Source organism: Streptomyces sp. NPDC005070 (genome assembly GCF_053600395.1).
In genome coordinates this window covers 46,924-72,828 of record NZ_JBSFZS010000027.1, presented here as the reverse complement: position 1 = coordinate 72,828, position 25,905 = coordinate 46,924, and the positions used below count along the sequence as shown (strand labels likewise).

At 71.6% G+C, this 25,905-nt stretch carries 22 protein-coding genes; 14 read left to right on the top strand and 8 right to left on the bottom strand.

What is annotated here, in order from left to right; all coding sequences use genetic code 11:
* The 7 genes from ACWEBX_RS12360 to glgB form a co-directional block, all read left to right on the top strand.
* Positions 1 to 450 (top strand): alpha-glucosidase C-terminal domain-containing protein (locus ACWEBX_RS12360; RefSeq protein ID WP_451884807.1); only part of this gene is annotated, 450 nt, incomplete at its 5' end.
* Between the two features lie 695 nt (positions 451 to 1,145).
* Entirely contained in the window at positions 1,146 to 1,748 is a 603-nt protein-coding gene (locus ACWEBX_RS12355; protein ID WP_451884806.1) for a signal peptidase I, read from the top strand.
* A gap of 125 nt (positions 1,749 to 1,873) precedes the next feature.
* On the top strand, positions 1,874 to 2,422 hold the full coding sequence (locus ACWEBX_RS12350; protein ID WP_451884805.1) for a hypothetical protein: 549 nt from the start codon (positions 1,874 to 1,876) through the stop codon (positions 2,420 to 2,422).
* A 218-nt stretch (positions 2,423 to 2,640) separates the two neighbouring features.
* Positions 2,641 to 3,138, top strand: a complete 498-nt coding sequence (locus ACWEBX_RS12345) for a hypothetical protein (protein ID WP_451884804.1) — start codon at positions 2,641 to 2,643, stop codon at positions 3,136 to 3,138.
* A gap of 145 nt (positions 3,139 to 3,283) precedes the next feature.
* Positions 3,284 to 3,949 carry a hypothetical protein gene (locus ACWEBX_RS12340; RefSeq protein ID WP_451884803.1) on the top strand — a complete coding sequence of 222 codons (666 nt, stop codon included), beginning with the start codon at positions 3,284 to 3,286 and terminating at the stop codon, positions 3,947 to 3,949.
* A gap of 221 nt (positions 3,950 to 4,170) precedes the next feature.
* Positions 4,171 to 5,577, top strand: coding sequence for a maltokinase N-terminal cap-like domain-containing protein (locus ACWEBX_RS12335; RefSeq protein ID WP_451884802.1), 1,407 nt, complete (start codon positions 4,171 to 4,173; stop codon positions 5,575 to 5,577).
* A 48-nt stretch (positions 5,578 to 5,625) separates the two neighbouring features.
* Positions 5,626 to 7,938 (top strand): 1,4-alpha-glucan branching enzyme, encoded by a 2,313-nt coding sequence (glgB, locus tag ACWEBX_RS12330; RefSeq protein WP_451884801.1) that lies wholly within the window; start codon positions 5,626 to 5,628, stop codon positions 7,936 to 7,938.
* Between the two features lie 74 nt (positions 7,939 to 8,012).
* Here the strand turns inward: glgB and ACWEBX_RS12325 are convergent, their stop codons facing one another.
* The 4 genes from ACWEBX_RS12325 to ACWEBX_RS12310 all read right to left on the bottom strand — a co-directional run bounded on the left by ACWEBX_RS12325 (position 8,013) and on the right by ACWEBX_RS12310 (position 11,815).
* Positions 8,013 to 10,328 (bottom strand): HelD family protein, encoded by a 2,316-nt coding sequence (locus ACWEBX_RS12325; RefSeq protein ID WP_451884812.1) that lies wholly within the window; start codon positions 10,326 to 10,328, stop codon positions 8,013 to 8,015.
* Positions 10,329 to 10,469: 141 nt separating this feature from the next.
* Entirely contained in the window at positions 10,470 to 10,802 is a 333-nt protein-coding gene (locus ACWEBX_RS12320) for a thioredoxin family protein (protein WP_389846791.1), read from the bottom strand.
* Positions 10,799 to 11,227, bottom strand: a complete 429-nt coding sequence (locus ACWEBX_RS12315) for a MerR family transcriptional regulator (protein WP_451884800.1) — start codon at positions 11,225 to 11,227, stop codon at positions 10,799 to 10,801. Before ACWEBX_RS12315 ends, ACWEBX_RS12320 begins: the two co-directional genes overlap by 4 nt.
* A 66-nt stretch (positions 11,228 to 11,293) precedes the next feature.
* Positions 11,294 to 11,815 carry an Lrp/AsnC family transcriptional regulator gene (locus ACWEBX_RS12310; RefSeq protein WP_451884799.1) on the bottom strand — a complete coding sequence of 174 codons (522 nt, stop codon included), beginning with the start codon at positions 11,813 to 11,815 and terminating at the stop codon, positions 11,294 to 11,296.
* Between the two features lie 147 nt (positions 11,816 to 11,962).
* Between ACWEBX_RS12310 and ACWEBX_RS12305 the strand changes: the two genes are divergently transcribed.
* Both ACWEBX_RS12305 and ACWEBX_RS12300 read left to right on the top strand, forming a co-directional pair.
* Positions 11,963 to 12,868, top strand: coding sequence for an NAD-dependent epimerase/dehydratase family protein (locus tag ACWEBX_RS12305; protein WP_451884798.1), 906 nt, complete (start codon positions 11,963 to 11,965; stop codon positions 12,866 to 12,868).
* Between the two features lies 1 nt (position 12,869).
* Complete coding sequence (locus tag ACWEBX_RS12300; RefSeq protein ID WP_451884797.1) at positions 12,870 to 13,760, top strand: aldo/keto reductase; 891 nt, start codon at positions 12,870 to 12,872, stop codon at positions 13,758 to 13,760.
* Positions 13,761 to 13,793: 33 nt separating this feature from the next.
* Here ACWEBX_RS12300 and ACWEBX_RS12295 read toward each other — a convergent pair whose 3' ends face one another.
* Both ACWEBX_RS12295 and ACWEBX_RS12290 read right to left on the bottom strand, forming a co-directional pair.
* Positions 13,794 to 14,558, bottom strand: coding sequence for a DUF2127 domain-containing protein (locus ACWEBX_RS12295; RefSeq protein ID WP_451884796.1), 765 nt, complete (start codon positions 14,556 to 14,558; stop codon positions 13,794 to 13,796).
* Between the two features lie 68 nt (positions 14,559 to 14,626).
* Positions 14,627 to 16,369, bottom strand: a complete 1,743-nt coding sequence (locus ACWEBX_RS12290; RefSeq protein ID WP_451884795.1) for an MFS transporter — start codon at positions 16,367 to 16,369, stop codon at positions 14,627 to 14,629.
* Positions 16,370 to 16,547: 178 nt separating this feature from the next.
* Between ACWEBX_RS12290 and ACWEBX_RS12285 the strand changes: the two genes are divergently transcribed.
* Positions 16,548 to 17,165: a TetR/AcrR family transcriptional regulator gene (locus tag ACWEBX_RS12285; protein WP_355769452.1), complete on the top strand. Its 618-nt coding sequence runs from the start codon at positions 16,548 to 16,550 to the stop codon at positions 17,163 to 17,165.
* 155 nt (positions 17,166 to 17,320) lie between these two features.
* Here the strand turns inward: ACWEBX_RS12285 and ACWEBX_RS12280 are convergent, their stop codons facing one another.
* Positions 17,321 to 18,739, bottom strand: coding sequence for a cation:dicarboxylate symporter family transporter (locus tag ACWEBX_RS12280; RefSeq protein ID WP_451884811.1), 1,419 nt, complete (start codon positions 18,737 to 18,739; stop codon positions 17,321 to 17,323).
* Positions 18,740 to 19,095: 356 nt separating this feature from the next.
* Here ACWEBX_RS12280 and ACWEBX_RS12275 point away from each other — a divergent pair, with 356 nt between their 5' ends.
* From ACWEBX_RS12275 to ACWEBX_RS12265, 3 genes are all read left to right on the top strand, one after another.
* A complete protein-coding gene (locus ACWEBX_RS12275; RefSeq protein WP_451884794.1) occupies positions 19,096 to 20,829 on the top strand; it encodes an ATP-binding protein in 1,734 nt (577 codons plus the stop codon).
* A complete protein-coding gene (locus ACWEBX_RS12270; protein ID WP_451884793.1) occupies positions 20,826 to 21,503 on the top strand; it encodes a response regulator in 678 nt (225 codons plus the stop codon). Before ACWEBX_RS12275 ends, ACWEBX_RS12270 begins: the two co-directional genes overlap by 4 nt.
* Positions 21,504 to 21,672: 169 nt before the next feature.
* Positions 21,673 to 22,386 (top strand): helix-turn-helix domain-containing protein, encoded by a 714-nt coding sequence (locus ACWEBX_RS12265; RefSeq protein WP_451884792.1) that lies wholly within the window; start codon positions 21,673 to 21,675, stop codon positions 22,384 to 22,386.
* A 130-nt stretch (positions 22,387 to 22,516) separates the two neighbouring features.
* On the opposite strand, the gene ACWEBX_RS12260 is transcribed toward ACWEBX_RS12265, so the two are convergent.
* Positions 22,517 to 23,542 carry an ATP-dependent 6-phosphofructokinase gene (locus ACWEBX_RS12260; RefSeq protein ID WP_451884791.1) on the bottom strand — a complete coding sequence of 342 codons (1,026 nt, stop codon included), beginning with the start codon at positions 23,540 to 23,542 and terminating at the stop codon, positions 22,517 to 22,519.
* 250 nt (positions 23,543 to 23,792) lie between these two features.
* On the opposite strand from ACWEBX_RS12260, the gene pta reads away from it, so the two are divergent.
* Entirely contained in the window at positions 23,793 to 25,883 is a 2,091-nt protein-coding gene (gene pta / locus ACWEBX_RS12255; protein WP_451884790.1) for a phosphate acetyltransferase, read from the top strand.
* Positions 25,884 to 25,905 lie beyond the last annotated feature (22 nt).

The following is a 25,905-nucleotide window of genomic DNA, read 5'->3' as shown; positions in this document are numbered from 1 at the left end:
GGCTTCTCCTCCAGCGACCCCGGCCGCCTCTTCCTCCCCACGATCATGGACCCCGTCTACGGCTACCAGGTCACCAACGTCGAAGCCTCCATGTCGTCACCCTCGTCGCTGCTCCACTGGACCCGCCGCATGATCGAGATCCGCAAACAGAACAAGGCCTTCGGACTCGGCAGCTACACCGAACTCCCCTCCTCCAACCCCGCCGTCCTCGCCTTCCTGCGCGAGGCACCCTCGGTCGAAGGCGAGGGGGACGACGACCTGGTGCTGTGCGTGCACAACTTCTCGCGCTTCGCCCAGCCCACCGAGCTCGACCTGCGCACCTTCAACGGCAGGCACCCGGTCGAGCTCATCGGCGGCGTGCGGTTCCCGGCCATCGGCGAACTGCCCTACCTGCTCACCCTCGCCGGCCACGGCTTCTACTGGTTCCGGCTGCGGAAGGAATCCGTCTAACGGGCCGCATTCCGCACAAAGGACGCTGTCCGGAGCCCAACCAGGGTTCCGGACACGGCCGTTGACGCCCGGTCACGCCGTGACATGCCCCTTGAATACCGGCGTTCGGCCCGGCACCTGCCAGATCCGGGCACACCCCCCGGAAGCCGCAACAACGGCCGTCTCACCACCTTTAAACCACTCGAACATCACGCTTCGATAACGCAGCCTCCACACTTCATCCACACACTTCCCACCATGCGCACACACCCCTAATCTGATCTTGGCCACCTCGACGGAGGCCACTCCCTGGGGGGGGAGTTCATGGCATGCGCAGCGCGGGAGTGGATGAGATTGTCCAGGCCAGGCACCGTTTTATAGCGGCTCTCCTTCTCGGCTGACCGGCACCCCGTACCGACGGGCGACCTCACGGTCGGCCGGCCTCCGATCCGCGTTGTGCGTGTTCCGTGAAGACCGCGGCTACGGGACGACCCGGGGACCCGCTCTGTCTCCCGGGTAAAGGGCCCGTCCTGTCGCCGCCCTCCTTCCGACCCGCACTCGGACACGGAAGTCCCGCGGACTCCGCGGCTCTTCCCCCAGACAGGCGCGGGGGATGCGCAAGCCCCTGAGCGATTCCCCCGCGCCTCCCCCGGTGGCTCGGCAACCGTGCGTTCCGCACGGCCCGCAGGCCCGAACTCGTCCGCAGGAGAGAACAGTTGAAGCTGGCAGTACGCAGTGCGACGGCGGAACCCGCCGGGACGCCGGCCGCCGAGCGGCCGCCCGGGCGTCGGCACTGGGCCCACCGGGTCCTCTCGGCCCTGCTGAGTCTCGTGGTCGTCCTGCTCACCGTCGGTTTCGCCGTGGCGGCGATCGCGGTCAAGTCCGGTACATGGGAGGCCAGTTCGGTTCTCAGCGGCAGCATGGAGCCGAAGCTGCCGACCGGAAGCGTCGTGATCGCCCAACGGGAGCCGGTGAAGTCGCTGAAGGTCGGTGACATCGTTATCTTCCACCGCCCGGACGAGCCGGAACGCCAGGTCGTCCACCGGATCGTGAAGATCACGCCCTCCGCGCAGGGCCCGGTCCTGGAGACCAAGGGCGACGCCAACCGGACCCAGGATCCCTGGCACGTCCGCCCCCAGGGCGACACCGCCTGGATCGTCCGTCACGACGTGCCGTACATCGGCTTCGTCGTCACCTCGATCCACACCGAAACCGGCTTCAGGGCGCTGCTCGGCGCGGCCGCCGTGCTGATCGTGGGCGGCACCGTCGTCCTGCTGTGGCGCCCGAAGAAGCCCACCCCACAGACCACCACCCCCTGAGGGCGACGGGATCCCTTCCCGTGACACGACACCGGGCGGCACCCAGCCAGTGGGCCGCCGGGGAGCCGTGCCGTGCCCTGGGCGCGAGCCCAACCCTCACCCAACCAACAGAAAGGCCCATCTCCGTGGCCATTTCCGCCAAGAAGAAGACGATCGCGGCCGCCGCGATCGCCGTCGGCAGCCTCGCCCTCATCGGTGCCGGCGCCGGCGCCACCTTCACCGACACGGTCACCGCGCAGACGGACCTGCGCTCCGGCCACGCCGACCTCAACATCGTCAAGGCCGAGGGCGCCACCTCGGCGTACGACGGTGTCGCCCCGCACGCCACCTACACCTGGGGCGGCACCTCGGCCTGGAACATCGTGTCCGGCAACTACGCCGTTCTCGAGGGCGAGCAGCTCCTGGGCTCCTCCACCAGCCGTCTGGTCACCAACTTCACGGTCGAGAACGACGGCACCGCCGGTGCGGGCGTCGCGTTCGACGTCGTGAAGAGCGGCGACCTGGGCGGCGCCCTCAACGTGAAGGTGACGCGCGTCGACGCCGCCACCGACGCGACCTGGCTGAACAAGGGCGCCAAGGCCACCTACCGGGTGGAGATCGAGGTCAAGAACCTCGACAACTCCTGGCAGAACCTGACCGGTTCGGTCGCCGTCAAGGTCACCGCCGCCTCCTGATCCACCCTCGCGTGAGTGGGCCGGAGCGGTTCCGACCGCTTCCATCGGCCGGAAACTCCGGCCCACCCCGCACAAACGCCCTGGTCCAGTGACCACCGACCCGTCGCGGGATTGCCCTCCCGCGGCGGGTTCAGGCGCTGCGGCCACCCTACGGGTTCACCGGACGGCCGGGCAGACGCCCCCGCACGCCGGAGCCCCGCTCCCGAAAGGTCCTTCACATGGCCATTTCCAACAAGAAGAAGGCGGTCGCCGTCGCGGCGATCCTGGCCGGCAGCATCGGTCTGGTGAGCATCGGCAGCAGCGCCGTGTTCACCGACACCGTGACCGCCGAGTCCACGGTCAAGGCCGGCACGGCGAAGATCGCGATCCAGGCCGACGGCTGGACGATCGGCGACGACGGCCACACGGCCACGCTCGACGAGCCGCTGCTGATCAAGTCGTCGACGGACGAGATCGCCGTTCCGCTCAACAACTCGAACCTCACCGTCTGGAACCGCGGCGACATTCCGGTGACCTTCGCCCCGAGCGTCGCGCGTACCGGTGACCTCGACGTCCAGGTGTCGTTCGTCCGCACCGGTGGCGACACCGGCGGGTCCGACACGGTCGCACCCGGCCAGTACGTCCAGTACCGCGTCGTCATCAAGGCCACGAACCTCGGCAACGAATCCTCCGGCAAGACGGCCAAGGTCACGTTCCGCGTGAACGCCACCGCCTGACCCGAGCGCGGCCCTAGCCCCCAGCCCACCCGGTCCGCTCCGACCTCGCGTCGGACGGGCCGGGTGGGCCGAGGCGTTCACCGCCATGGCGCCCCTTCACCGGGGCGTAGAACCGACCCGGCTCCATCAGAAGGGCGCTACACCAATGGCCATCTCCGACCGGAGAAAGATCGCGGCGGTACTCGTACTGGCCGCGGGCGGCATGGGCCTTGTCGGCGTGAGCAGCGGCGCCACGTTCACCAGCACCGTGACAGGGTCCGTCACGGTCGTGGCGGACTTCCCTCCCACCCCGACGGCCACCCCGACGCCCACTCCCACCTCGACGGCCACCCCGACACCCACTCCCACCCCGACGGCCACCCCGACACCCACTCCCACCCCGACGCCCACGCCCACTCCCACGGCCACCCCCACTCCCACTCCCACGGCCACGAAGACCGCCAGGCTGACGACCGGTGCCCTGAACTCCAGCGACTGGTTCACGAACGCCGCCCCGGTCTTCACGTACAAGAACAAGGAGATCGAGTTCACCGGTACCGCCGCCAAGATGGTCGGTGGCTTCACGGCGCAGAACACCGGTGACATCGATCTGTCGGTCACGGCCACCGTCACCCTGCCCTCCGACCTCGTCGGAAAGGTCACGGCGGAGGTCAGGCGGGTCAAGGGAACGGCCCTGCTGAAGGCGGCGGCCGATCAGCACGGTGACTCCGCGGAGTACGAAGTCTGGCTCACTCCCAAGAAGTCGGGCGACAAGATCTCCAAGGACCACGCGAAGGACATCCGCCTCACCTTCGCCCACACCACCACCTGACCCGGGCACTTCGGTCCGGTCCCACGCGGCACGGGCGGAGTGAACGGCGCACGGGTGTCCAGGTCTGGTATCACCCACCGGAATTGGACACCCTTGTGCCATGTCCGCAGGAAATCTCCAGGACCCGACCGACTGAAAAGGCCCCCGGGCGGGGCGGTTTCCACGGCTGCGCCCGGGGCACGCATACGTAACACCCCGACCCCGGGGAAAGGACGCGACCCATGTCGGAAGCCGTCACACGCACCGCGCCCCCAGGTCCCGGCCTTCTGGCGTCACTCGATCCCCTGCTGCGCGACTGGCTGCCGCGGCAGCGCTGGTTCGCCGGCAAGGGACGGCCCGTCACCGGCCTCTCGCCGGTCGCCGCCACCGAGTTGCTGCCGGCCAAGGGCCCGCTGGGCCTGTTCCACCTGCTGACGCGAGCCCATCAGCCGCCCGTGCCGGGCGCCCCGGCCGTCCCCGGCGACTGCTACCAGTTACTGATCGGGGTACGCGAGGCGCTGCCGCCGAGGCTCGCTCCGGCGCTCATCGGGCACCTGACCGAGGGGCCCCTCGCCGGACGCACCGTGTACGAGGCCCTGTACGACCCCCAGCCCGCCGATGTGCTCCTGGAGGCCCTGCGCTCCCGGGCCCGCATCGGCGGGCTGCGTTTCGAGCGGGACACCGGGCGGGAGATACGGCCCGGTCTCGTACCGCGGATGATGACCGCCGAGCAGTCCAACTCGTCCGTGGTGTACGGGGACACGTTCATCCTGAAGCTGCTGCGCCGGATCGTTCCCGGGATCAACCCCGACCTCGAACTGCCGCTGGCCCTGGCCCGCGAGGGCTGCGCCCGGGTTCCGGCACCCACCGCCTGGATACGGACCGAGCTGTCCGGGCAGTCGTACGTCCTGGGCGTGCTCCAGCCGTTCGTGCAGGGCGCCTCGGACGGCTGGGAGCTGGCGCTGCGCGAACTCGCCAAGGGCGAGGACTTCGCCGCCGAGGCGCGGGCCCTCGGGCGGGCGACCGCCGAGGTGCACACGGCACTGGCCCGCGCGCTGCCCGTGGTGACCCTGGGCAACGCCCAGGTTCGGCCGCTCGTCGACGCGATGGCCGAGCGGCTGGACGCCGCCGCGCGTGCGGTGCCCGTGCTCCGGCCCCACGCACCCGGCCTGCGGACCGCTTTCGAGGCGCTGGCCGGCCTGTCCGCCGAGGGCCACACGTGGACGGCCCAGCGCGTCCACGGCGATCTGCATCTCGGCCAGTGTCTGCGCTCCCCGGACGGGGGGTGGTCGCTCATCGACTTCGAGGGCGAACCGTCGAAACCGCTCGCCGAGCGCCGTATGCCCCAGCCCCCGGCACGTGACATCGCGGGCATGCTCCGCTCCTTCGACTACGCGGCCCATTCCGTGCCCCAGGCTCCGGGCGCGGCGGGGGCACCGGCGGAGTCCGGCTGGGCCGACACCTGCCGGGCCGCCTACTGCACCGGATACGCCGAGGTCAGCGGCCTCGACCCGCGCACGGATCCCGTATTACTGCGTGCCTTCGAGACGGACAAGGCGGTGTACGAGGTCGTGTACGAGGCCCGGCACCGCCCGGACTGGCTGCCGGTTCCGCTCGCGGCGGTACGGCGGCTGGCCACATCCCCCTGATCCCCCTGTGCCCCGCCCCCAGCTCACCCGCCCGAGGAGGCTCTGCCCGTGACGTCCCGCCCCCGGTCCGACGACACTCCGAAGAAGACCAGCGCGAACGAACCGGCTCCCGAAGACAGGAAGCCCGCCGGGAGGCCGGCGGCCGACGGCGGTGTCCCCGTCGCGCCGACGCATCCCGCCGGTCTCGGCCCGGCGGACCGCCGTCGGCTGCTCGACGGCACGCACCACGATCCGCACGGGGTGCTGGGCGCCCATGCGACGCCGGACGGCGTCGCCTTCCGGGCCTTTCGCCCTTACGCCCTCGGGGTCACGGTCGTCACGGACGACCTGCGCGCGGAACTGCGCGACGACGGGGACGGGTTCTTCTCGGGGCTGCTGCCGCTGCGCGCGGTTCCCGACACGTACCGGCTGGTCGTGGCCTACGAGGGGACGGTGCTGGAGACCGAGGACGCGTACCGTTTCCTGCCCGCGCTCGGCGAAATGGACCTGCATCTCATCGGCGAGGGCCGGCACGAGGAGCTGTGGCGGGCGCTCGGCGCCGAGCCGATGGAGCACCAGGGCGTGACCGGAACCCGGTTCACGGTGTGGGCCCCGAACGCGCGCGGTGTACGGCTGGCCGGCGGCTTCAACTTCTGGGACGGCACGGGCCATCCGATGCGGTCGCTGGGTTCCTCCGGGGTGTGGGAGCTGTTCGTTCCGGGGATCGGCGAGGGCGAGCTGTACAAGTTCGACATCGCCCGCCCCGACGGCTCCCGCACCGTGCGCGCGGACCCGATGGCCCGCCGTACCGAGGCGCCGCCCGCCACGTCGTCGGTCGTCCACGTCTCCCACCACGAGTGGCGCGACGCCGAGTGGATGGAACGGAGGGCCGACCGGCCGGCCCATGAGGCGCCGTTCTCGGTGTACGAGGTGCATCTCCCGTCCTGGCGACCGGGTCTGACCTACCGTCAACTGGCGGACCAGCTCCCCGCCTACGTCACCGACCTCGGCTTCACCCATGTCGAGCTGATGCCCGTCGCCGAGCATCCCTTCGGCGGCTCGTGGGGCTATCAGGTCACCGGGTTCTACGCGCCCACCGCACGCCTGGGCACTCCCGACGACTTCAAGCACCTCGTCGACGCCCTGCACCGCGCCGGGGTCGGCGTCCTCATGGACTGGGTCCCCGCGCACTTCCCCCGCGACGAGTGGGCGCTCGCCGAGTTCGACGGCCGCCCGCTCTACGAACACGCCGACCCGCGGCGCGCCGACCACCCCGACTGGGGGACGCTCGAATTCGACTACGGCCGCCGCGAGGTCCGCAACTTCCTCGTCGCCAACGCCACCTACTGGTGCGAGGAGTTCCACATCGACGGCCTGCGGGTCGACGCCGTCGCCTCCATGCTCTATCTCGACTACTCCCGCGAACCGGGCCAGTGGGTCCCCAACGAGCACGGCGGCCGCGAGAACCTGGACGCCGTCGCCTTCCTCCAGGAGATGAACGCCACCGTCTACCGGCGCAACCCCGGTGTCGTCACCGTCGCCGAGGAGTCCACCGCCTGGGACGGCGTCACCCGGGCCACCCACCACACCGGCCCCGGAGGCTTCGGCGGTCTGGGGTTCGGGCTGAAGTGGAACATGGGGTGGATGCACGACTCGCTGGACTACGTGTCCCACGACCCGGTGCACCGCAAGTACCACCACGACGAGATGACCTTCTCGATGGTGTACGCCTACAGCGAGAACTACGTCCTGCCGATCTCCCACGACGAGGTCGTGCACGGCAAACGCTCGCTGGTCTCCAAGATGCCCGGCGACTGGTGGCAGCAGCGCGCCAACGTCCGCGCCTATCTCGCCTTCATGTGGGCCCATCCCGGTAAACAACTCCTCTTCATGGGGCAGGAGTTCGCCCAGGGCGCCGAGTGGTCCGAGGCCCACGGCCCGGACTGGTGGCTCCTCGACCCCGCGTACGGCGCCGAGCCCGACCACCGTGGCGTGCGGGACCTCGTCCGCGACCTCAACACCGTCTACCGCGGCGAACCCGCTTTGTGGGAACGCGACACGGACCCGTCCGGCTTCGCCTGGATCACCGGCGACTCGGCCGACGACAACGTCTTCGCCTTCCTGCGATACGCCGCCGACGGCACCCCCCTGCTCGCCGTCTCCCACCTCTCCCCCGCCGTCCGCCACGGCTACCGCCTCGGCGTCCCCGAGGAGATCCCCGCCTGGCACGAGATCCTCAACACCGACACCGGGCGGTACGGCGGCGGCGACGTCACCAACCCCGACCCCGTCAAACCGGAGCCCACGGGCTGGCACGGCCGCGCGGCCAGCATCCAGCTCACCCTGCCACCCCTCGCGACGGTGTGGCTGCGGCCCGCCTAGGGCCCGGCTCGCACCTTCCCGGCGGCGCGCGCCCCGGTTCCCGGCGGACGCACCGCCGGGGACCGGGCAGTGCCTCACTCCAGCCCGGTGCCCCGCAGCGAGGGGGGCAGGTCGCCGGTGTACAGGACGCCCAGCGCCTGGGTGGCCCTGGTCAGTGCCACGTACAGGTCGCTCGTCCCGTACGACGCGGGCTCGACCACCAGGACGGAGTCGAACTCGAGACCCTTGGCCTGCCGGGGGTCGAGGAGGACGACCGTGTGGGTGAGGTCGGGTTCCCCGCCCGCCGTCACCCCGTCCAGCCGGCCCGCGAGCGCGGCGTGCAGGGCCCGCGGCGCGATCACCGCGAGCCGGCCCTCGGCCGGGGTCAGTTCGGCGACGGCCTTGGCGACCGCGCCGGGCAGGTCGTCCCCGGCCTCCCGCGCCCAGGGGCGTACTCCGGTGGACCGGACGGAGCGCGGCGGCTCGAACCCGGGGCGCTCGGCCCGTACGACACCGGCGGCGACGTCCATGATCTCGGACGGGGTGCGGTAGTTGACGCCGAGCCGGGTGTGCTCCCAGCGGTCCTGCACGTACGGGGCGAGGATCTCCTCCCACGAGCCGACCCCCGCCGCCTCCGCGGTCTGCGCGGGGTCGCCGACGAGGGTCATCGACCGCGTGGGGCTGCGGCGCATGAGCAGCCGCCACGCCATCGGCGACAGCTCCTGCGCCTCGTCCACGATGATGTGGCCGAAGGCCCACGTCCGGTCGGCGGCGGCGCGCTCGGCGGCACTGCGGTGGTCGTCCTCCTCGTGCCGCTCGGCCATCCGCTCGGCGTCGATGATGTTGTGCGCGGAGAGGATCTCGGAGTCCTCCTCGTCCTTGTCCTCGAACTCGTACGTCCGCGAGGCGTAGGAGACGTCCAGCACGCCCTGCGCGTAGGCGATCCGGGTACGGCGTTCCCGGTCGGCCAGCGTGCGGGCGACCCGGTCGTCCTCGCCGAGGAGTTCGGCCGCCTCGTCCAGCAGCGGGACGTCCGCGGGGGTCCAGTCGCCGGCCCGGGTCGAGGGGCGCACGATCGCCGCCGCGTCCTCGTCGGGGACGTAGCCGTACGGGTCGGCCAGGAAGTCGGCGACCAGTCGCCGCGGGGTCAGTCTCGGCCACAACTGGTCGATCGCCGACCAGACTTCGGGGTTCTCGGCGAGCTCGTCGCGGATCTGGGTGATGTCGCTGGGGTCGAGGAGGTTGGAGCCGTCGAAGGGGTCCGTGCCGATGCGTTCGGCGAGCATGTCGGTGAGGGTGTTGAGGATGTGGCCCTCGAAGTGCTCGCGGGCCGCGTTGTGGGGCAGACCGGCCGCGCGGGTGCGGTCCCGGGCGACCTGGACGAGGCCCGCGTCGAGCATCAGGACGTCCCGGTCGTGCTCGATGGCGATCACCGGGTCGGGCAGGGCCTGCCGGTCCCGGACGGCCTCGGCGAGGACGTCGGCCATCCGGGCGCGGCCCTTCACGGCGGCCGCCTCGGGGGTGTCGGCGGCGGTCGCGTGGACGCCGGGGAAGAGTTCACCGACGGTGGAGAGCAGCACGCCGGTCTCGCCGAGCGAGGGCAGCACCTCGCCGATGTAGCCGAGGAAGGCCGGGTTGGGGCCGACGATCAGGACGGCCCGCTTGGCGAGGAGTTCGCGGTGTTCGTACAGCAGATAGGCGGCGCGGTGCAGGGCGACGGCCGTCTTGCCGGTGCCGGGGCCGCCCTCGACGACCATGACGCCCCGGTGCGGCGCGCGGATGATCCGGTCCTGCTCGGCCTGGATGGTCTGCACGATGTCGCTCATCCGGCCGGTGCGGGCCGAGTTGAGCGCGGCGAGCAGCACGGCGTCGCCGGCCGGGTCCTCGTGGCCGGTGCGTTCGCGGTCGCCGAGGTCGAGGATCTCGTCGTACAGGTCGGTGACGTGCCGTCCGGCGGTGCCGATGTGCCGGCGGCGGCGCAGGCCCATCGGGGTGTGGCCGGTGGCCAGGTAGAAGGGGCGGGCGACCGGGGCCCGCCAGTCGATGAGGATCGGGGTGCGCTCGATGTCGTCGGCGCGGATGCCGATCCGGCCGATGTGGTGGCTGACGCCGGCGGCGGGCGCCCCTTCCACGGGGGACAGGTCGATGCGGCCGAAGCAGAGCGAGCCGTCCACGGCGTTCAGCGCGGCCAGCAGTCCCGAGCGTTCGGCGACCAGGACGTCCCGTTCGAGCCGGGCCTGCATGGGTGTGTTGCCCTGGGCGAGCGCGTCCTCGACGGAGGCCTCGGTGGAACCGCGCAGGGCGTCCACACGCGCGTACAACCCGTCGATGAATTCCTGCTCACTTCGCAGTTCATCGTCGGGGAATTCTGTGTGCGATCCCTTGTTTGACAATTCCGCTCCCGCCCGGATATACTGCGCCTACTGAACTTCTTCGCGCCTTGCATCTTCGAAGTCGCGAATCATTGAATATACGCAGAGAAATCCCCCGGACGCAATTGTCCAGGGGATTTTTTGTGTGCCAGCGTGGGCCGGGTTCTCTGCCGGGTGGGATCAGAGCACGTCGGCCAGCTCCTGGAGCAGCCGTCGCTTGGCCCGGGCTCCCACCATCGACTTCACGGGCTCACCGGCACGGAAGACCATGAACGTCGGCATCGAGAGCACGCCGTACGCCAGGGTCGTCTCCGGATTCGTGTCGACGTCGAGCTGGACCACCTTGAACCGGTCGGCCTCCTCGAAGGCCAGCTCGCTGAGCACGGGGCCCATCTGCCGGCACGGCGGACACCAGTCGGCCGTGAACTCCACCAGCACGGGCAGATCCGAGCCGATCACCTCCGCCCCGAAGTCCGCGTCCGTCACCTCGGCCACGCCTGCCGCCCTGATCATCGCGTCCGCCCTCCCAGTTCGCATACGGGTTCCGGACCACCCGGAACCTCCGCGTCGGCCGCCAGCGCGTCACGCGCCCGCTCCGCCCGCGCGAGCTGCTCGCCGACCTGCGCGCGCACCGCCCGCAGCTCCTCGATCAGCGAGTCGAGCTCGCCGAGCTTGCGCCGGTAGACGTCCAGGGACGCCGGGCACGCGTCGCCCTCGGGATGCCCGGCCCGCAGGCACTCCACGAAGGGCCGCGTCTCCTCCAGGTCGAACCCGAAGTCCTGCAGCGTCCTGATCTGCCGGAGCAGCCGCAGATCGTCCTCGTCGTACGTGCGGTACCCGTTCTCGCCCCGCCGCGCGGGGAGCAGCCCCCGCGACTCGTAGTAGCGCAGGGTCCGCGTGGTCGTCCCGGCCCGTGCGGCCAGCTCGCCGATTCGCATGTCCCCGACGGTAGTCCTTGACGCCGACGTCAAGGCAAGCGTCCGCGAGGGGCGTCCCGGCGGGGGTCAGCGTGAGGTGCGCGGAAGCAGCGGCTTGCGGTCCACCGGGGACGACAGCACGATCGAGGTCGTCGTCCGCCCCAGCGCGGAGGTCTGTTCCAGGACGTCCTCCAGGTGGATGGTGTCCTCGACGGCGACCTTGAGGATCCAGCAGTCCTCGCCGACGACGTGGTGGGCCTCGGTGACCTCGGGACGGGCCAGCAGTTCCAGCGTCCGGGGGTGCTTCAGCGTGTACCCGCCGTGCGGATCGACGCGGATGAAGGCCTGGATGCCGTAGCCGAGGCGGGAGGCCGACACCTGGGCTCCGTAGCCGGTGATCGCTCCGGTCGCCTCCAGCCGGCGCACCCGCTCCGCGACGGCGGCCGGGCTCAGCCGGACGCGGCGGCCCAGTTCGCTGAGCTTGATGCGGCCCTCGCTCTGGAGCAGTTCCAGGATCTGCCGGTCGAGCGCGTCGAAGCCCACCGGCGTTTCGCCGGAGACGGCGCGCGGATGCCGTGTTTCTTTCGGTGCGACCGCCGGATCTCCCATGTCTCCCCCTTCGGTCCCGGCCTCTGCGACGGGAGAATTATGACCACAGGCCGAAGCACCGTGAACACCCGGCGAAACGGTGGCCGGCGCGGGGAGCGGTACGCGCCGGTGCGGGCGGCACGGGTGCGGGGAATTGGGGAGGACGACATGCGGGAGATCTGCGTCATCGGCGGGAACCGGTATTTCGGAAAACGTCTCATATCCCGGCTTCTGGCGGCGGGTGACCGGGTCACCGTCGTCAACCGCGGCTCGTCCGCGCCGCCCGCCGGGACGGTCCATCTGATCGCCGACCGCGACGACGAGGAGTCGCTGGAGAAGGCGCTGGGGTCACGGGTGTTCGACGTCGTCGTCGACCAGGTCTGCTACACACCGCGGCAGGCGGAGATCGCCCGCCGGGTCTTCGCGGGACGCACGCGCCGGTACGTGATGACGTCGACCGTCGAGGTGTACGCGTACGAGGACACGGCGGACCCGGTCGGCGAGGACGCCGTGGACGCCCGCACGGTCGCCGTCGATCTCGAACTCCCGTGGGACGAAGCGGAGTTCCTCGACGCGCACTACGGCGAGGGCAAGCGGCAGGCCGAGGCGGTGTTCGCGGCGGCCGGTCCCGCGTTCCCGTACGTGGCCGTGCGCGTCGCCCATGTGCTGGGCGGGGACGACGACTTCACTGGCCGGCTGGAGCACTACGCCGACCGGATCCGCAGCGGCGCGGCCATCGCCGTGCCCGCCGTGAACCACCCGGCGACCTACATCCACGTCGAGGAGATCGCCGACTTCCTGTTCTGGACGGTGGGCGAGGACTTCACCGGCCCGGTCAACGCGGCCTCCCACGGGACGCTGACCACACGGGAGTTGTGCGAGGCGATCGGCGCGCGTCTCCCGGGCGGCAGAACGGTCCTGGAGGCCGTCGAGGTGGGCGAGATCTCCCCCTTCTCCTTCCGCCGCTCCTACGGCATGGACAACGGCCGGGCCACGCGGCTCGGTTTCCCCTTCGGCGAGGCGCGGGCCTGGCTGCCGCGCGCCGTGGCCGAGACCCTCGGAAAGGAGTACTGACATGCGGTACCGCACCCTGGGCGGGCTCCGGGTGAGCGCGGTGGGGCTCGGCACGATGCCCCTGTCCATCGAGGGACGGCCGGACGAGGCGCGGGCCCTGGCGACGGTGCACGCGGCCCTCGACGCCGGTGTCACGCTCATCGACACGGCGGACTCGTATCACCTGCCCGGCGGCGAGGCCGGCCACAACGAGCGGCTCGTGGCCCGCGCCCTGGCGACCTACGGCGGTGATACCGCGGATGTCCTGGTGACCACGAAGGGCGGCCGCGGCAGACCCGCCGACGGCACCTGGACGGTGAACGGCTCCCCGCGTCATCTCAAGGCGGCGGCCGAGGCATCCCTGAAGCGGCTGGGCCTGGAGGCCATCGGCCTCTACCACCTGCACAAGCCCGATCCCACCGTCCCCTTCGAGGACTCCGTCGGCGCCCTGCGCGACCTGCTCGACGCGGGCACGATCCGGCTGGCCGGCATCTCCAACACCACCGCCGACCAGATCCGCCGGGCCCACGCGATCCTCGGCGACCGGCTGGTCTCCGTCCAGAACCAGTACTCCCCCGCGGTGCGCGACAGCGACCCCGAACGGCCCCTCTGCGCCGGGCTGGGGCTCGCCTTCCTGCCCTGGAGCCCGCTGGGCGGCATCTCCCGCAGCTCCCTGGACGGCCCGTCCGGCGGCGGGAGCTCCGACGGTTCACGGGAGCGGTTCGGGGCCTTCCACGCGGTGGCCCGGGAGCGCGGCGTGAGCCCTCAGCAGGTGACCCTCGCCTGGCTGTCGGCGCTCGCCCCCACGGTGATCCCGATCCCCGGCGCCACCCGCCCGGAGACCGCCCGGGACTCGGCGCGGGCCGCGGACCTGGTGCTGAGCCCGGAGGACCTGGCCCGGCTCGGCCGGTGACCCGGGCCGGCACGGGCGCTCCGGGCGCCGGGGTCAGACCATGACCCCGGCGGACTCCTCCACCTCCAGCAGGGACGCGCTCTGCCGCTCCGCCTCGAACGCCTTGTGTCCGCCGCGCAGGCCGAACAGCCGTTTGGCGAGGGCGATGTAGAGGACGGCCAGGATGTTCAGGACCAGCGTCGCGATCTTCAGCCAACTGATGTGCTCGGTGAGCTCGTAGATCTCCAGCGGGAGGAACGCGGCGGTGGCGACGACCGTCAGGTACTCCGCCCAGCGCTTGGCGTACCAGAGCCCGACCGCCTCGACGATCTCGATCAGCGCGTACGCCAGCAGCAGGGCCGCGACCAGCAGCAGCGTGGAGTGCTTGTAGCCGAAGGTCTTCTGGATGGTGCCGACCACGGGCGAGTGGTCGAGGTCGTAGTGGAAGTGCCGGAAGACCGGCCTGAGGACGTCGAGGTACTCGTCGAACAGCCTGCGCACCGCGTCCTGGCTGTTGCTGAACTTCCACACGGCGGCCGCGACCAGCACGATGAACACCCCGCGCACGGCCCGCTCGATCGCCAGGAAGCGCAGGATGAACAGGTCGCGGAGCACCTTGCCGCGCGGGACCAAGGGCGCCTCCGCGGCCGGTCCGCCCCCGTGCGGGGCGCCGAGCGCGAAGTCGCCGCAGCGCAGGCAGCGCCAGACCTCGCCGAGCGCGGTCTCGGCGTGCAGCCGCACCCGCAGGCGCGGGTCGTCCGGCGCGTAGGTGACATGCCCCTTGCGCGCGCAGGTGCGCCGGTCCCAGTCGATCTTCATGCTCGGTGTCCTCCGCAGAACGTGCCGTGCCGTGCCGGTCGATCCGGCACGGCACGGTAGTGCATGTTCTACGAGACGGCGGCCCGGGGGGTCACGGTTCCGGCGTGATCACCGCCGCCCCCCTCACCCCCGTCGCCGACCGGCGCGGCGCTTTCCTCCGAGGCCTCGGACTCTTCCGCGGCCTCGCCCTCCGCGCGGGACGTGCGGGGCAGCAGGACCGCCACCAGGACCGTGCCCACACCCAGGATCACCGCTCCGACGAGGCTGGTGTGCGCCACGGCGTCCGAGAAGGACAAACCGACCGCGTCCGCCATCTGGCGTGCCCCGTCGGCGAGTTGTCCGGCCTGCGCCTTCAACTGGGCGGCCTGCTCGGCGTTCGAGGACTGCGCGGCCTGCTCGCCGAGCGCCCGGGCCTTGTCGCCGATGCCCTGGGCGACGGCGTACCCGGCGCCCACCGAGTCCTGGGCCGTGGTCAGAGCGCCCGCCGGGAGCTTGCTGCCCGCGGTCGCGTCGGCGAGGTGCGAGGAGTACGAACTCGCCAGCACCGAGCCGAGGATGGCGATGCCGAGCGAGCCGCCGAGCTCCAGCGAGGTGTCGTTGACCGCGCCGCCGACGCCCAGTTCGGCCTCGGGGAACGCGCCCATGATGGCGTCCGTGCACGGCGAGAGGGCCAGCCCGATGGCGAGGCCGAGCATGACGAGGGGCAGGACGAGGTCGCCGTACGCCGAGGAGGCGTCCACCCGGGTGAGCAGCGCGAGCGCCGCCGTGCCGCCGACCATGCCCGCGGTGACCGTGAACTTCATGCCGATGCGCGGGGTGAGGTACCCGGTGAGCGCCGAGCCCACGAAGACGGCACCGGCGAGCGGCAGCATCCGCACCCCGGTGTCCAGCGCGTCGTAGCCGAGGACGAACTGGAGGTGCTGGGTGAGGTAGTAGAAGGCGCCGAAGACGGCCAGGAAGAAGAGGGCGACGGCGAGGTTCGAGCCGGCGAAGCGCCGGTGTCCGAAGCGCCGTACGTCGATGACCGGGCGCGGGTGGCGCAGCTCCCACAGCACGAAGAGCACCAGTCCGGCACCGGCGGTCACGGCGGCGGTGACGGCCTTGACACCCCACCCGAAGTGCGGGCCTTCGATGATCATGTAGACGAGGGAGCCGATCCAGACGACCGAGAGCAGCCCGCCGACGTAGTCGATGCGGTGGTGGTGCGCGGCCTTGGACGGCGGCACCAGGACCAGCGCGCCGACGATGGCCAGCGCGGCGATCGGCACGTTGATCAGGAACGTGGACGACCAGCCGTGGCGCTCCAGCAGGGCGCCGGCGACCAGCGGACCGGCGGCGATGGCGAGTCCGGCGGTGGCGGTCCACAGGACGATCGCCTTGGCCCGCTCGGCGCGCGGGAAGGTCGCGGCGAGGAGGGAGAGCGTGGCGGGCATGATCAGCGCGGCGCCGACCCCCATGACGGCACGGGCCGCGATGACCCCGGTGGAACTGCCGACGAGCGAGCCGGCGATCGCACCGCCGCCGAAGACGACGAGCCCGAGGACGAGCGCGCCACGACGGCTGTACTTGTCCCCGATCGCGCCGAGCAGCAGCATCAGGGCGGCGTACGGGACGGTGTAGCCGTCGATGACCCACTGCAGGTCGGCGCTGGACAGGCCGAGGTCCTGGGTCATGTCGGGAGCCGCGACCGTGAGGGCGGTGTTCGCCATCACGATGATCAGCAGGCTCAGGCAGAGCACCAGCAGCGCCCACCACCGCCTGGCGTAGGGCCGGTCCATCCCCTCGACCGGTTCGTTCATGACGAGACGCATGGCTACGGTCGCCCTTCCTTCGTCGACGGACACGGAGATCGTCCGTGCCAGAACTTGCACAGTGGAGTGCAACTGCACAACAGTGTGCAAGATACGAGATTGCACAGCGCTGTGCAAATGAAGGAGGTCGAGCCCTGTGATCACAGGACAGGCGGCCGCCCGGCGACGGGCGGGCAGAATGACAGCCATGACCACGGGTAACCCGAGCCGCGCCGATGTGAACCGCCGCCGCATCCTGGACGTCGCGCTCGCCGAACTGCTGCGTGACCCCGACGCGTCCATGGACCAGATCGCGCGGGCGGCGGGAGTCGTACGGCGTACGGTCTACGGGCATTTCCCGAGCCGCGAGGCGCTGGTCGGCACCCTCACCGACGAGGCCGTGGCGGCCGTCGCGGCGGCGCACGCGGCGGGCCGCGAAGGAGTCGCGGACCCGGCCGAGTCGCTGGCCCGCTCGACGCTGGCCGTCTGGGAGATCGCCGACCGGTACCGGCTGCTGGTCGCCCTCGCTCAGCGCAGCGTCACCATGCAGGGCATCCGCGAGCGTCTGACGCCGGTCCGCGAGGCCTGCGCGGAGATTCTCCGGCGCGGCCTGGAGCAGGGCGTGTTCGCCTCGCCGCTGCCTCCGTACGCGCTGGCGTACGTGCACGAGCAGACCCTGTTCGCCCTCATGGAGGCGGTGAACGACGGCCTCCTGGCAGCGGAGGAGGCGGGCGGCTCCGCCACGGTCACCATGCTGACCGCGGCGGGCGTACCCGCCTCGCGCGCCACCGAACTCGTGGCGAAGCTGAGCGGCTGAGCCCCCGGAGGTGGTCAGGGACCCCCGGGGGCCCGGCCGTTCCCAGCCCCGCGCCGGGCGGCCGGGCCCGTGGGGGGATGCCCGGCCGCCCGGCATCCCGGGGCCTGTCGGACGGGGAGTGCCGGACAGGCCCCGGGAGCCTTCCGGGCCACGACCTAGGCCGTGGCCGGCTCCTTCTCGCCGCCCTGCTCCGGCACGTCCGCGTGGACGTCGGCGGCGGCGCCGGAGTCGTCCAGCAGGGTGCTCTCGTCGAAGGGAAGCCGTCCGGCGAGGACCTGGGACACCCGCTCCCTGTCGATCTCCTTCGTCCAGGTTCCGATCAGGACCGTGGCCACGGCGTTGCCGGCGAAGTTCGTCAGCGCGCGGGCCTCGCTCATGAAACGGTCGATGCCGACGATGAGGCCGACGCCGTCCACCAGGGCGGGCTTGTGCGACTGGAGGCCGCCGGCCAGCGTGGCCAGGCCCGCCCCGCTGACGCCCGCCGCGCCCTTGGAGGCGACGAGGAGGAAGAGCAGGAGCGGGATCTGCTCCCCGACCGACATCGGCGTCCCCATCGCGTCGGCGATGTAGAGCGAGGCCATGGTCATGTAGATCATCGTGCCGTCGAGGTTGAAGGAGTAGCCGGTCGGGACGGTGATGCCGACCACCGATTTGCCGACGCCCAGGTGCTCCATCTTCGCGATGAGCCGCGGCAGGGCGGACTCGGAGGACGAGGTGGACAGGATCAGCAGGAACTCCCGGCCCAGATACCTCAGGAACGTCAGGATGTTCAGACCCGTCACCACGCGCAGCAGCGTCCCGAGCACGATGAAGACGAACAGGAAGCAGGTGACGTAGAAGCCGAGCATCAGCACGGCGAGACTCTTGAGCGCGTCCAGGCCCGCGGAACCGGTGACGGCGGCGATGGCGCCGAAGGCGCCGAGCGGGGCGGCCCACATGACCATGGCGAGGATGCGGAACACGAGCCGCTGGATGTGCTCCACCCCGCGCAGGACCGGCTGCCCGGCCGCCCCCATGGCCTGGAGGGCGAATCCGGTGAGCAGCGCGACGAGCAGGGTCTGCAGGACCTGGCCCTCGGTGAACGCCGAGACCATCGTGGTCGGGATGATCGAGAGCACGAAGTCGACCGGCGGCAGCGCCTCCGCCGACACCTGGCCCTGTCCCGCCTCCTTGACCGCGTCGGTCATCGCCAGGCTGCTGCCCGGCTCCAGGATGTTGCCGACGACCAGGCCGATGGCGAGCGCGACCAGCGACATGACCAGGAAGTAGCCGAGCGCGATGCCGCCGACGGCGCCGACCTTGGCGGCCTTGCGGACCGAGCCGATGCCCAGCACGATCGTGCAGAAGATGATCGGGGAGATCATCATCTTGATCAGGTTCACGAAGCCCGTACCGATGGGCTTGAGCTCGACGGCGAAGTCGGGGGCGATCAGGCCCACCGCGATCCCGAGGATCACGGCTCCGATCACGGCGATGTAGAGATAGTGCGTGCGGTCCCGTCTGGCGGCGGGTGCGGCAGGTGCGGTCTGCGGCGTGCTGGCCACGGCTGCCCTCCTTGACGACGTCGTCGGCATCATCCGGCGTGCGGCTCACGTCCGGCGGAAACCCGGCGTGCGGCTCACGTCCGGGGGATCCGGGAGGCGGGGCTCCCGGGGGATGAGGGGACTATCTCCCGGCGTGTGAGGCCGGTCACCCTTCCGTTCATTGAGTTCACGCGCCCGCCCGGAATCGGCCTACCCGACCGTCTCCGGGCACCCACGAACGCCCGCCTGAATCGGCCCACCCGACCGCCTCCGGGCACCCACGAAGCCGTCCTGCCCGACCGTCCGGACCGTCCGGACCGTCCCGACCGGCCCCCGGCGCCCCGCGAAGCCCCCCGGCCGCGGCTGTTCCGAATAGCACCCCCGCCGGGCGAGGCACACTGAACGGCATGCGTCTCCCCCGTGTCCCCCGACCGCGCAGCCTGGCCGGCCAGCTCTTCGCCATGCAGGCCGTGCTCATCGCGGTCCTCGTCGCCGGGTACGCGCTGTTCACCTACGTCAGCGACCGCGGCCAGGCCGAGGAGGCCGCGGGCCGCCAGGCGATGGCGGTCGCGCGGTCGGTCGCGGACGCCCCGTCCGTCCACGCGGCCATCGGCACGGCGGACCCCACCGCGCGGCTTCAGCCGTACTCCCTGCGCGTCCAGCGGGACACCGGCGTCGACTTCGTGACCATCATGGATCCGCGCGGCATCCGCTGGACGCACCCCGAGAAGAAGCAGATAGGCAAGCACTTCCTCGGGCACATCGCCCCGGCGCTCGCGGGCGGTTCCTTCACGGAGACGTACACGGGCAGCCTCGGCCCCTCCGTGCGCGCCGTCACCCCGATCCGGGACGGCGGACGGACCATCGGCCTGGTCAGCGCGGGCATCAAGGTCGAGGCGATCACCGAGCGCGTCCAGGACCAGGTGACGGCCCTGATCGGGGTCGCGGCGGGCGCGCTGCTACTGGGCGCCGTCGGCACGTACGTCATCAACGCCCGGCTGCGACGCTCCACCCACGGCATGAACGCGGCCGAGCTGAGCCGGATGCACGACTACCACCAGGCCGCGCTGCACGCCGTACGCGAGGGGCTGCTGATGCTGGACGGGCAGTTCCGGGTGGCGCTGATGAACGACGGCGGGCGGGAACTGCTCGGCGTCACGGACGACGTGGTCGGCCGCTCACCGGCCGACCTCGGGCTGCCCGCGGCGCTGACGGGCGCGCTGCTGTCGGCGGAGCCCCGCGTGGACGAGGTCCACCTGACGGACACACGCGTGCTGGTCGTGAACACCTCCCCGGTGTCCGGCGGCGAACGCCGCGGCACGGTGGTCACCCTGCGCGACGTGACCGAACTCCAGTCGCTGACGGGCGAGCTGGACTCGGAGCGCGGCTTCACCCAGGCGCTGCGCTCGCAGGCGCACGAGGCGGCGAACCGGCTGCACACGGTGGTCTCCCTCATCGAACTGGGCCGCGCCGAGGAGGCCGTCGAGTTCGCCACGGCCGAGCTGGAGCTGGCCCAGGCGCTCACCGACGAGGTGGTCTCCGCGGTCAGCGAACCCGTTCTCGCCGCGCTGCTGCTGGGCAAGGCGGCGCAGGCGAACGAGCGCGGGGTGGAGCTCGTGGTCTCCGAGGACAGCGGCATCGACGACGGACTGCTCCCGGCCTCGCTCACCCCGCGCGACCTGGTCACCGTGCTCGGCAACCTGATCGACAACGCGATGGACGCGGCGCAGGGGACGGTGGGCGCCCGTGTCACGGTGACGGCGTTCACCGAGGAGTCGGCCCTGGTACTGCGGGTCGCCGACACCGGCTCCGGGGTGGACCCCGCCCACACCGAGCGGGTCTTCCAGCACGGCTGGTCCACGAAGCCCTCGGGCCCCGGCGGCCGCGGTCTCGGCCTGGCCCTCGCCCGCCAGACGGTGAACCGGCACGCGGGCACGCTCGCGCTGCACGAAGGAGCCGACGGCGGAGCGGAGTTCGAGGTACGCCTGCCGCTCCCGGCCCCTGCCTCCGACGGAACCCCGGCCCCAGACCCGGCCCGGACCGCAGACCCGAACCCGGGCTCCACCCCGGACGCCGGAGCGGGTCCGGGTGTCCCGGCCGCCAGATCGTCCACGCCCGTTCTGCCGGGAGGCGTCTCATGACCGAGCCGATCCGTGTGCTCGTCGTCGAGGACGATCCGGTGGCCGCCGACGCGCACGTCCTGTACGTGGGCCGGGTGCCCGGATTCACGGCGGTGGGCAAGGTCCACACGGGTGCGCAGGCGCGCCGCGCGCTGGAGCGTACGCCCGTGGACCTGCTGCTGCTCGACCTGCACCTGCCGGACACGCACGGCCTCCAGCTCGCCCGGTCACTGCGGGCCGCCGGCCACCGCGCCGACGTCATCGCGGTCACCTCCGCACGGGACCTGGCGGTCGTACGGGAGGGCGTGTCGCTCGGGGTCGTCCAGTACGTGCTGAAGCCGTTCACCTTCGCCACCCTGCGCGACCGGCTCATCCGGTACGCGGAGTTCCGCGCGGCGGCCGGCGAGGCGAGCGGCCAGGCCGAGGTGGACCGGGCGCTGGCCGCCCTGCGGGCTCCCGGCCCCGCCGCGCTGCCCAAGGGCCTGAGCGCGCCGACCCTGGAACGCGTGACCGTCACCCTCAGGGACCACGCGGACGGACTGACGGCGGCCAAGGTCGCCGAGGCCGTCGGCATCTCCCGGATCACGGCCCGGCGCTATCTGGAACATCTGGTGGAGGCGGGCCGCGCGGCACGCGCCCCGCAGTACGGGACGGTCGGCCGGCCGGAGCTGCGGTACCGCTGGGTGACGAGCTGACCCGCCGGACGGGCCGCCCGGCCGATGCCGGCGGTCCGGACTGCCGTACGCACGACCGTATTGTCGTACGGGAGGGCGAATTCCGGACCACGACCGAAACCGTATGTTCCTACAATCTGTGATTGTGGCCGAACAGTCCGTAGTCATCGCCATCCTCGGCCCATAGCTTGTGCGCGTGCACCGACCGCAAGCCCAACAGCCCACCCCGCCCTTCAACGCCCCGGCCGCCCGAAGACTGCGGGCAGCACTCGGAATGGGGCCCGAGCATGTCGCGTACGGCCTGAGAGCCTCGTACGGGCTGCCGTACGCCACACCCGATCTGGTCATCGCCTGGGAACGCGGCATCGCCCGCCCGAGCAGCCCCGAACTCACCGCTCTCGCCGGCGTGTTGTGGTGTTCGGCGGGTGAACTCATAGGCGCGCCGCGCACGTTGCGCGAACACCGCGTCGCCCGCGATCTCGCCCCGGAGGACGTGGCACACGCCGTCGGTATCGAGCTCCTCGCCTACGAGCGCATGGAGGAGTCCGGCAACTGGCGCGGCACCGAACGGCAGTCGACCGCGCTCGCCAAGGCCCTCGACCTCTCGCTGCCCGACTTCGTCACCGTGACGGGCCGTGAGGGGCGGCTCGCCGACCTGCTGCGCAGCGCCGTGACGACGCGCTGGGGGGCCTACGTGCGCCCGGTCGGGAAGCTGGTGCCGCTGGACCGCGGTCTCCTGGAGACCGTGCTGGGGGAACTGCACACGGACTACCAGGGGCGGATGGCCGCCACGCTGAACTGGGGCGGCGGTCCGGCCGCGACCGGTGCCGGCGAGTCCGGCCAGGACTTCCTCGACCGGGTCGTCGACCATTTCTGGACGGCCGTCCGCGCCAGTACGTACTGAGGTCTCCGGCTCCGGCCGGGTGTCGGACCGCGGCCCCGGGCGGGGCCGTGGTCCGACACCCGCCAGGGCGTCGGACCGCCGTCCGCCCGCGGGGGTCCGTGGTCCGGTCTCCGCCCGCGGGCCTCAGGGTCTAGAAGACCGACTCGGCCTCGTCCATCCGGTCCTTCGGCACGGTCTTCAGTTCGGTGGTCGCGTCCGCGAGCGGCACCATCTCGATGTCCGTGCCGCGCAGCGCGGTCATCTTGCCGAAGTCGCCGCGGTGCGCGGCCTCGACGGCGTGCCAGCCGAAGCGGGTGGCGAGCACGCGGTCGTACGCGGTCGGCGAGCCGCCGCGCTGGACGTGGCCGAGGATGACCGGCTTGGCCTCCTTGCCGAGGCGGCGCTCCAGCTCGTACGCGAGAGCCGTACCGATGCCCTGGAAGCGCTCGTGACCGAACTGGTCGATCTCGCCGTGGCCGTAGTCCATGGAGCCCTCGGCGGGGTGGGCGCCCTCGGCGACGCAGATGACGGCGAACCGCTTGCCGCGCGAGAAGCGCTCCTCGACCATCGCGACCAGGTCGGCCGGGTCGAAGGGACGCTCCGGCAGGCAGATGCCGTGGGCGCCGGCCGCCATGCCGGACTCCAGCGCGATCCAGCCCGCGTGCCGGCCCATGACCTCGACGACCATCACACGCTGGTGGGACTCGGCCGTCGTCTTCAGCCGGTCCATGGCCTCCGTGGCGACGCCGACGGCGGTGTCGAAGCCGAAGGTGCGGTCCGTCGCGGAGATGTCGTTGTCGATGGTCTTCGGTACGCCGACCACCGGGAGACCCGCGTCCGACAGCATCCGGGCCGCCGTGAGCGTGCCCTCGCCGCCGATCGGGATGAGCACGTCGATGCCGAACTCGCGGGCCATGTCCTGGGCGTTGTCGCAGGCCTCGCGGAGCCGGTCGCGCTGCAGCCGGGAGGAGCCGAGGATGGTGCCGCCGCGGGCGAGGATGCCGCTGACGGCGTTGAGGTCGAGGGTGCGGTAGTGGCCGTCGAGGAGTCCGGCGTAGCCGTCCTCGAAGCCGATGACCTCGTCCCCGAAGTTGGTGACCGCTCGGTGCACGACCGACCGGATCACTGCGTTCAGGCCAGGGCAGTCGCCACCTGCGGTGAGAACTCCGATGCGCATCGTGCTGTGTCTCCTGCTCCCTGCTGGTCCGTGTGAGCCGTTTCGATTGTTTCACGGCCCGGGACGCCCCGCCGATTCCGTCCACCGCCGCACACGCGCCCCGGACGCCGCTCCCGCCTGACCGGCACGTTTCCCCTGGCGGGCGCCTTAGCCAGCGCCGGAGGTATTGTCAAGAGGGTTCTGCTCACGTTGGTGGGCCCTTTTTCCGAGCCCAGAAACCGCCTGGCGACGAAACGGATGGAGAGCACGCGTGACGCGCAGCGTGTACGTGACCGGGATCGACCGAGGTGACGGCCGACAGGTCGTCGAACTGGGGGTCATGGAGCTGCTGACCCGCCAGGTCGACCGGGTGGGGGTGTTCCGCCCGCTCGTGCACGACGGTCCGGACCGGCTCTTCGAGCTGCTGCGGGCCCGCTACCGGCTGGCGCAGGACCCGGCGACGGTGTACGGCATGGACTACCAGGAGGCGGCCGCGCTCCAGGCCGAGCAGGGTACCGACGAGCTGGTGTCCACGCTCGTCGACCGGTTCCACCTGGTCGCCCGCGACTACGACGTCGTCCTTGTCCTCGGCACCGACTTCGCCGGCACCCAGGTCCCGGACGAACTGGCGCTCAACGCCCGCTTGGCGAACGAGTTCGCCGCCTCCGTGATCCCGGTCGTCGGCGGCCGAGGCCAGAGCGCCGAGTCGGTGCGTGCCGAGACACGCAACGCCTACCGCGCGTACGACGGGCTGGGGTGCGACGTCCTGGCCATGGTGGTGAACCGGGTGGCCGCGGAGGACCGGGCGGAGATCGCCGAGCGGCTCGACTCCCGGCTGCCGGTGCCCAGTTACGTCCTCCCCGACGAGCCGGCGCTCTCCGCGCCCACGGTCGCGCAGATCACCCACGCGCTCGGCGGCACGGTGCTCCTCGGCGACGACGCGGGGCTCGCCCGCGACGCGCTCGGCTTCGTCTTCGGCGGCGCGATGCTGCCGAACTTCCTGGCGGCCCTGACCCCGGGATGCCTCGTGGTCACCCCGGGGGACCGGGCCGACCTGGTGATCGGCTCGCTGGCGGCGCACAGCGCGGGCACCCCGCCCATAGCCGGCATCCTGCTCACCCTGGACGAGAAGCCGACCACCGAGATCCTCACGCTCGCGGCCCGCCTCGCGCCCGGCACCCCGGTCGTCTCGGTGGCCGGGAACTCCTTCCCCACCGCGGAGGCGCTCTTCGCCCTGGAGGGCAAGCTGAACGCGGCCACACCCCGCAAGGCGGAGACCGCGCTCGGTCTGTTCGAACGGCATGTGGACACCGTCGACCTGCTGAAGCGGGTCTCCGCGCCCAGCAGCGACCGCCTCACCCCGATGATGTTCGAGCACCAGCTCCTGGAACAGGCCCGCTCCGACCGGCGCCGCGTCGTGCTGCCCGAGGGCACCGAGGAGCGCGTCCTGCACGCCGCCGAGGTGCTGCTGCGCCGGGGGGTGTGCGATCTGACGCTGCTCGGCCCGGTCGACCAGATCCGCAAGAAGGCCGCCGACCTCGGTATCGACATCAGCGCCACCCAGCTCGTCGACCCGCAGACGTCTCCGCTGCGGGACTCCTTCGCCGAGAAGTACGCCGAACTGCGCGCCCACAAGGGAGTCACGGTCGAACTGGCCTACGACGTCGTCGCGGACGTGAACTACTTCGGCACGCTCATGGTGCAGGAGGGCCTGGCCGACGGGATGGTGTCGGGCGCCGTGCACTCGACGGCGGCGACGATCCGGCCCGCCTTCGAGATCATCAAGCCGAAGCCGGAGTCGAGGATCGTCTCGTCCGTCTTCTTCATGTGCCTGGCCGACAAGGTCCTGGTCTACGGCGACTGCGCGGTGAACCCCGACCCGGACGCCGAGCAGCTCTGCGACATCGCCATCTCCTCGGCCGCCACCGCGCAGCAGTTCGGCGTCGAACCGCGGATCGCGATGCTCTCGTACTCCACGGGCACCTCGGGTTCGGGCGCCGACGTCGACAAGGTGCGCACGGCGACCGAGCTGGTACGCGCCCGCCGCGGCGACCTGCGGATCGAGGGGCCGATCCAGTACGACGCCGCCGTCGAGCCCTCGGTGGCGGCGACCAAGCTGCCGGAGTCGGAGGTCGCCGGGCAGGCGTCCGTACTGATCTTCCCCGACCTCAACACCGGCAACAACACGTACAAGGCCGTGCAGCGTTCGGCCGGCGCGATCGCCGTCGGTCCGGTGCTCCAGGGTCTGCGCAAGCCCGTCAACGACCTGTCCCGCGGCGCGCTCGTCCAGGACATCGTCAACACGGTCGCCATCACGGCGATCCAGTCCCAGACCTCCGACCAGAAGGCTGCCCGTCAGTGAGCGCCCACCCGTCCCCCGAGGC

What these genes read in the sequence shown, in the direction of transcription:
- ACWEBX_RS12345 (WP_451884804.1), top strand. Translation starts at nt 2,641, where the DNA reads ATGGCCATTTCCAACAAGAAGAAGGCGGTCGCCGTCGCGGCGATCCTG.
- ACWEBX_RS12340 (WP_451884803.1), top strand. Translation starts at nt 3,284, where the DNA reads ATGGCCATCTCCGACCGGAGAAAGATCGCGGCGGTACTCGTACTGGCC.
- ACWEBX_RS12335 (WP_451884802.1), top strand. Translation starts at nt 4,171, where the DNA reads ATGTCGGAAGCCGTCACACGCACCGCGCCCCCAGGTCCCGGCCTTCTG.
- ACWEBX_RS12320 (WP_389846791.1), bottom strand. Translation starts at nt 10,802, where the DNA reads ATGATCAGGGCGGCAGGCGTGGCCGAGGTGACGGACGCGGACTTCGGG.
- ACWEBX_RS12315 (WP_451884800.1), bottom strand. Translation starts at nt 11,227, where the DNA reads ATGCGAATCGGCGAGCTGGCCGCACGGGCCGGGACGACCACGCGGACC.
- ACWEBX_RS12310 (WP_451884799.1), bottom strand. Translation starts at nt 11,815, where the DNA reads ATGGGAGATCCGGCGGTCGCACCGAAAGAAACACGGCATCCGCGCGCC.
- ACWEBX_RS12305 (WP_451884798.1), top strand. Translation starts at nt 11,963, where the DNA reads ATGCGGGAGATCTGCGTCATCGGCGGGAACCGGTATTTCGGAAAACGT.
- ACWEBX_RS12300 (WP_451884797.1), top strand. Translation starts at nt 12,870, where the DNA reads ATGCGGTACCGCACCCTGGGCGGGCTCCGGGTGAGCGCGGTGGGGCTC.
- ACWEBX_RS12295 (WP_451884796.1), bottom strand. Translation starts at nt 14,558, where the DNA reads ATGAAGATCGACTGGGACCGGCGCACCTGCGCGCGCAAGGGGCATGTC.
- ACWEBX_RS12290 (WP_451884795.1), bottom strand. Translation starts at nt 16,369, where the DNA reads ATGCGTCTCGTCATGAACGAACCGGTCGAGGGGATGGACCGGCCCTAC.
- ACWEBX_RS12285 (WP_355769452.1), top strand. Translation starts at nt 16,548, where the DNA reads ATGACAGCCATGACCACGGGTAACCCGAGCCGCGCCGATGTGAACCGC.
- ACWEBX_RS12280 (WP_451884811.1), bottom strand. Translation starts at nt 18,739, where the DNA reads ATGCCGACGACGTCGTCAAGGAGGGCAGCCGTGGCCAGCACGCCGCAG.
- ACWEBX_RS12275 (WP_451884794.1), top strand. Translation starts at nt 19,096, where the DNA reads ATGCGTCTCCCCCGTGTCCCCCGACCGCGCAGCCTGGCCGGCCAGCTC.
- ACWEBX_RS12270 (WP_451884793.1), top strand. Translation starts at nt 20,826, where the DNA reads ATGACCGAGCCGATCCGTGTGCTCGTCGTCGAGGACGATCCGGTGGCC.
- ACWEBX_RS12260 (WP_451884791.1), bottom strand. Translation starts at nt 23,542, where the DNA reads ATGCGCATCGGAGTTCTCACCGCAGGTGGCGACTGCCCTGGCCTGAAC.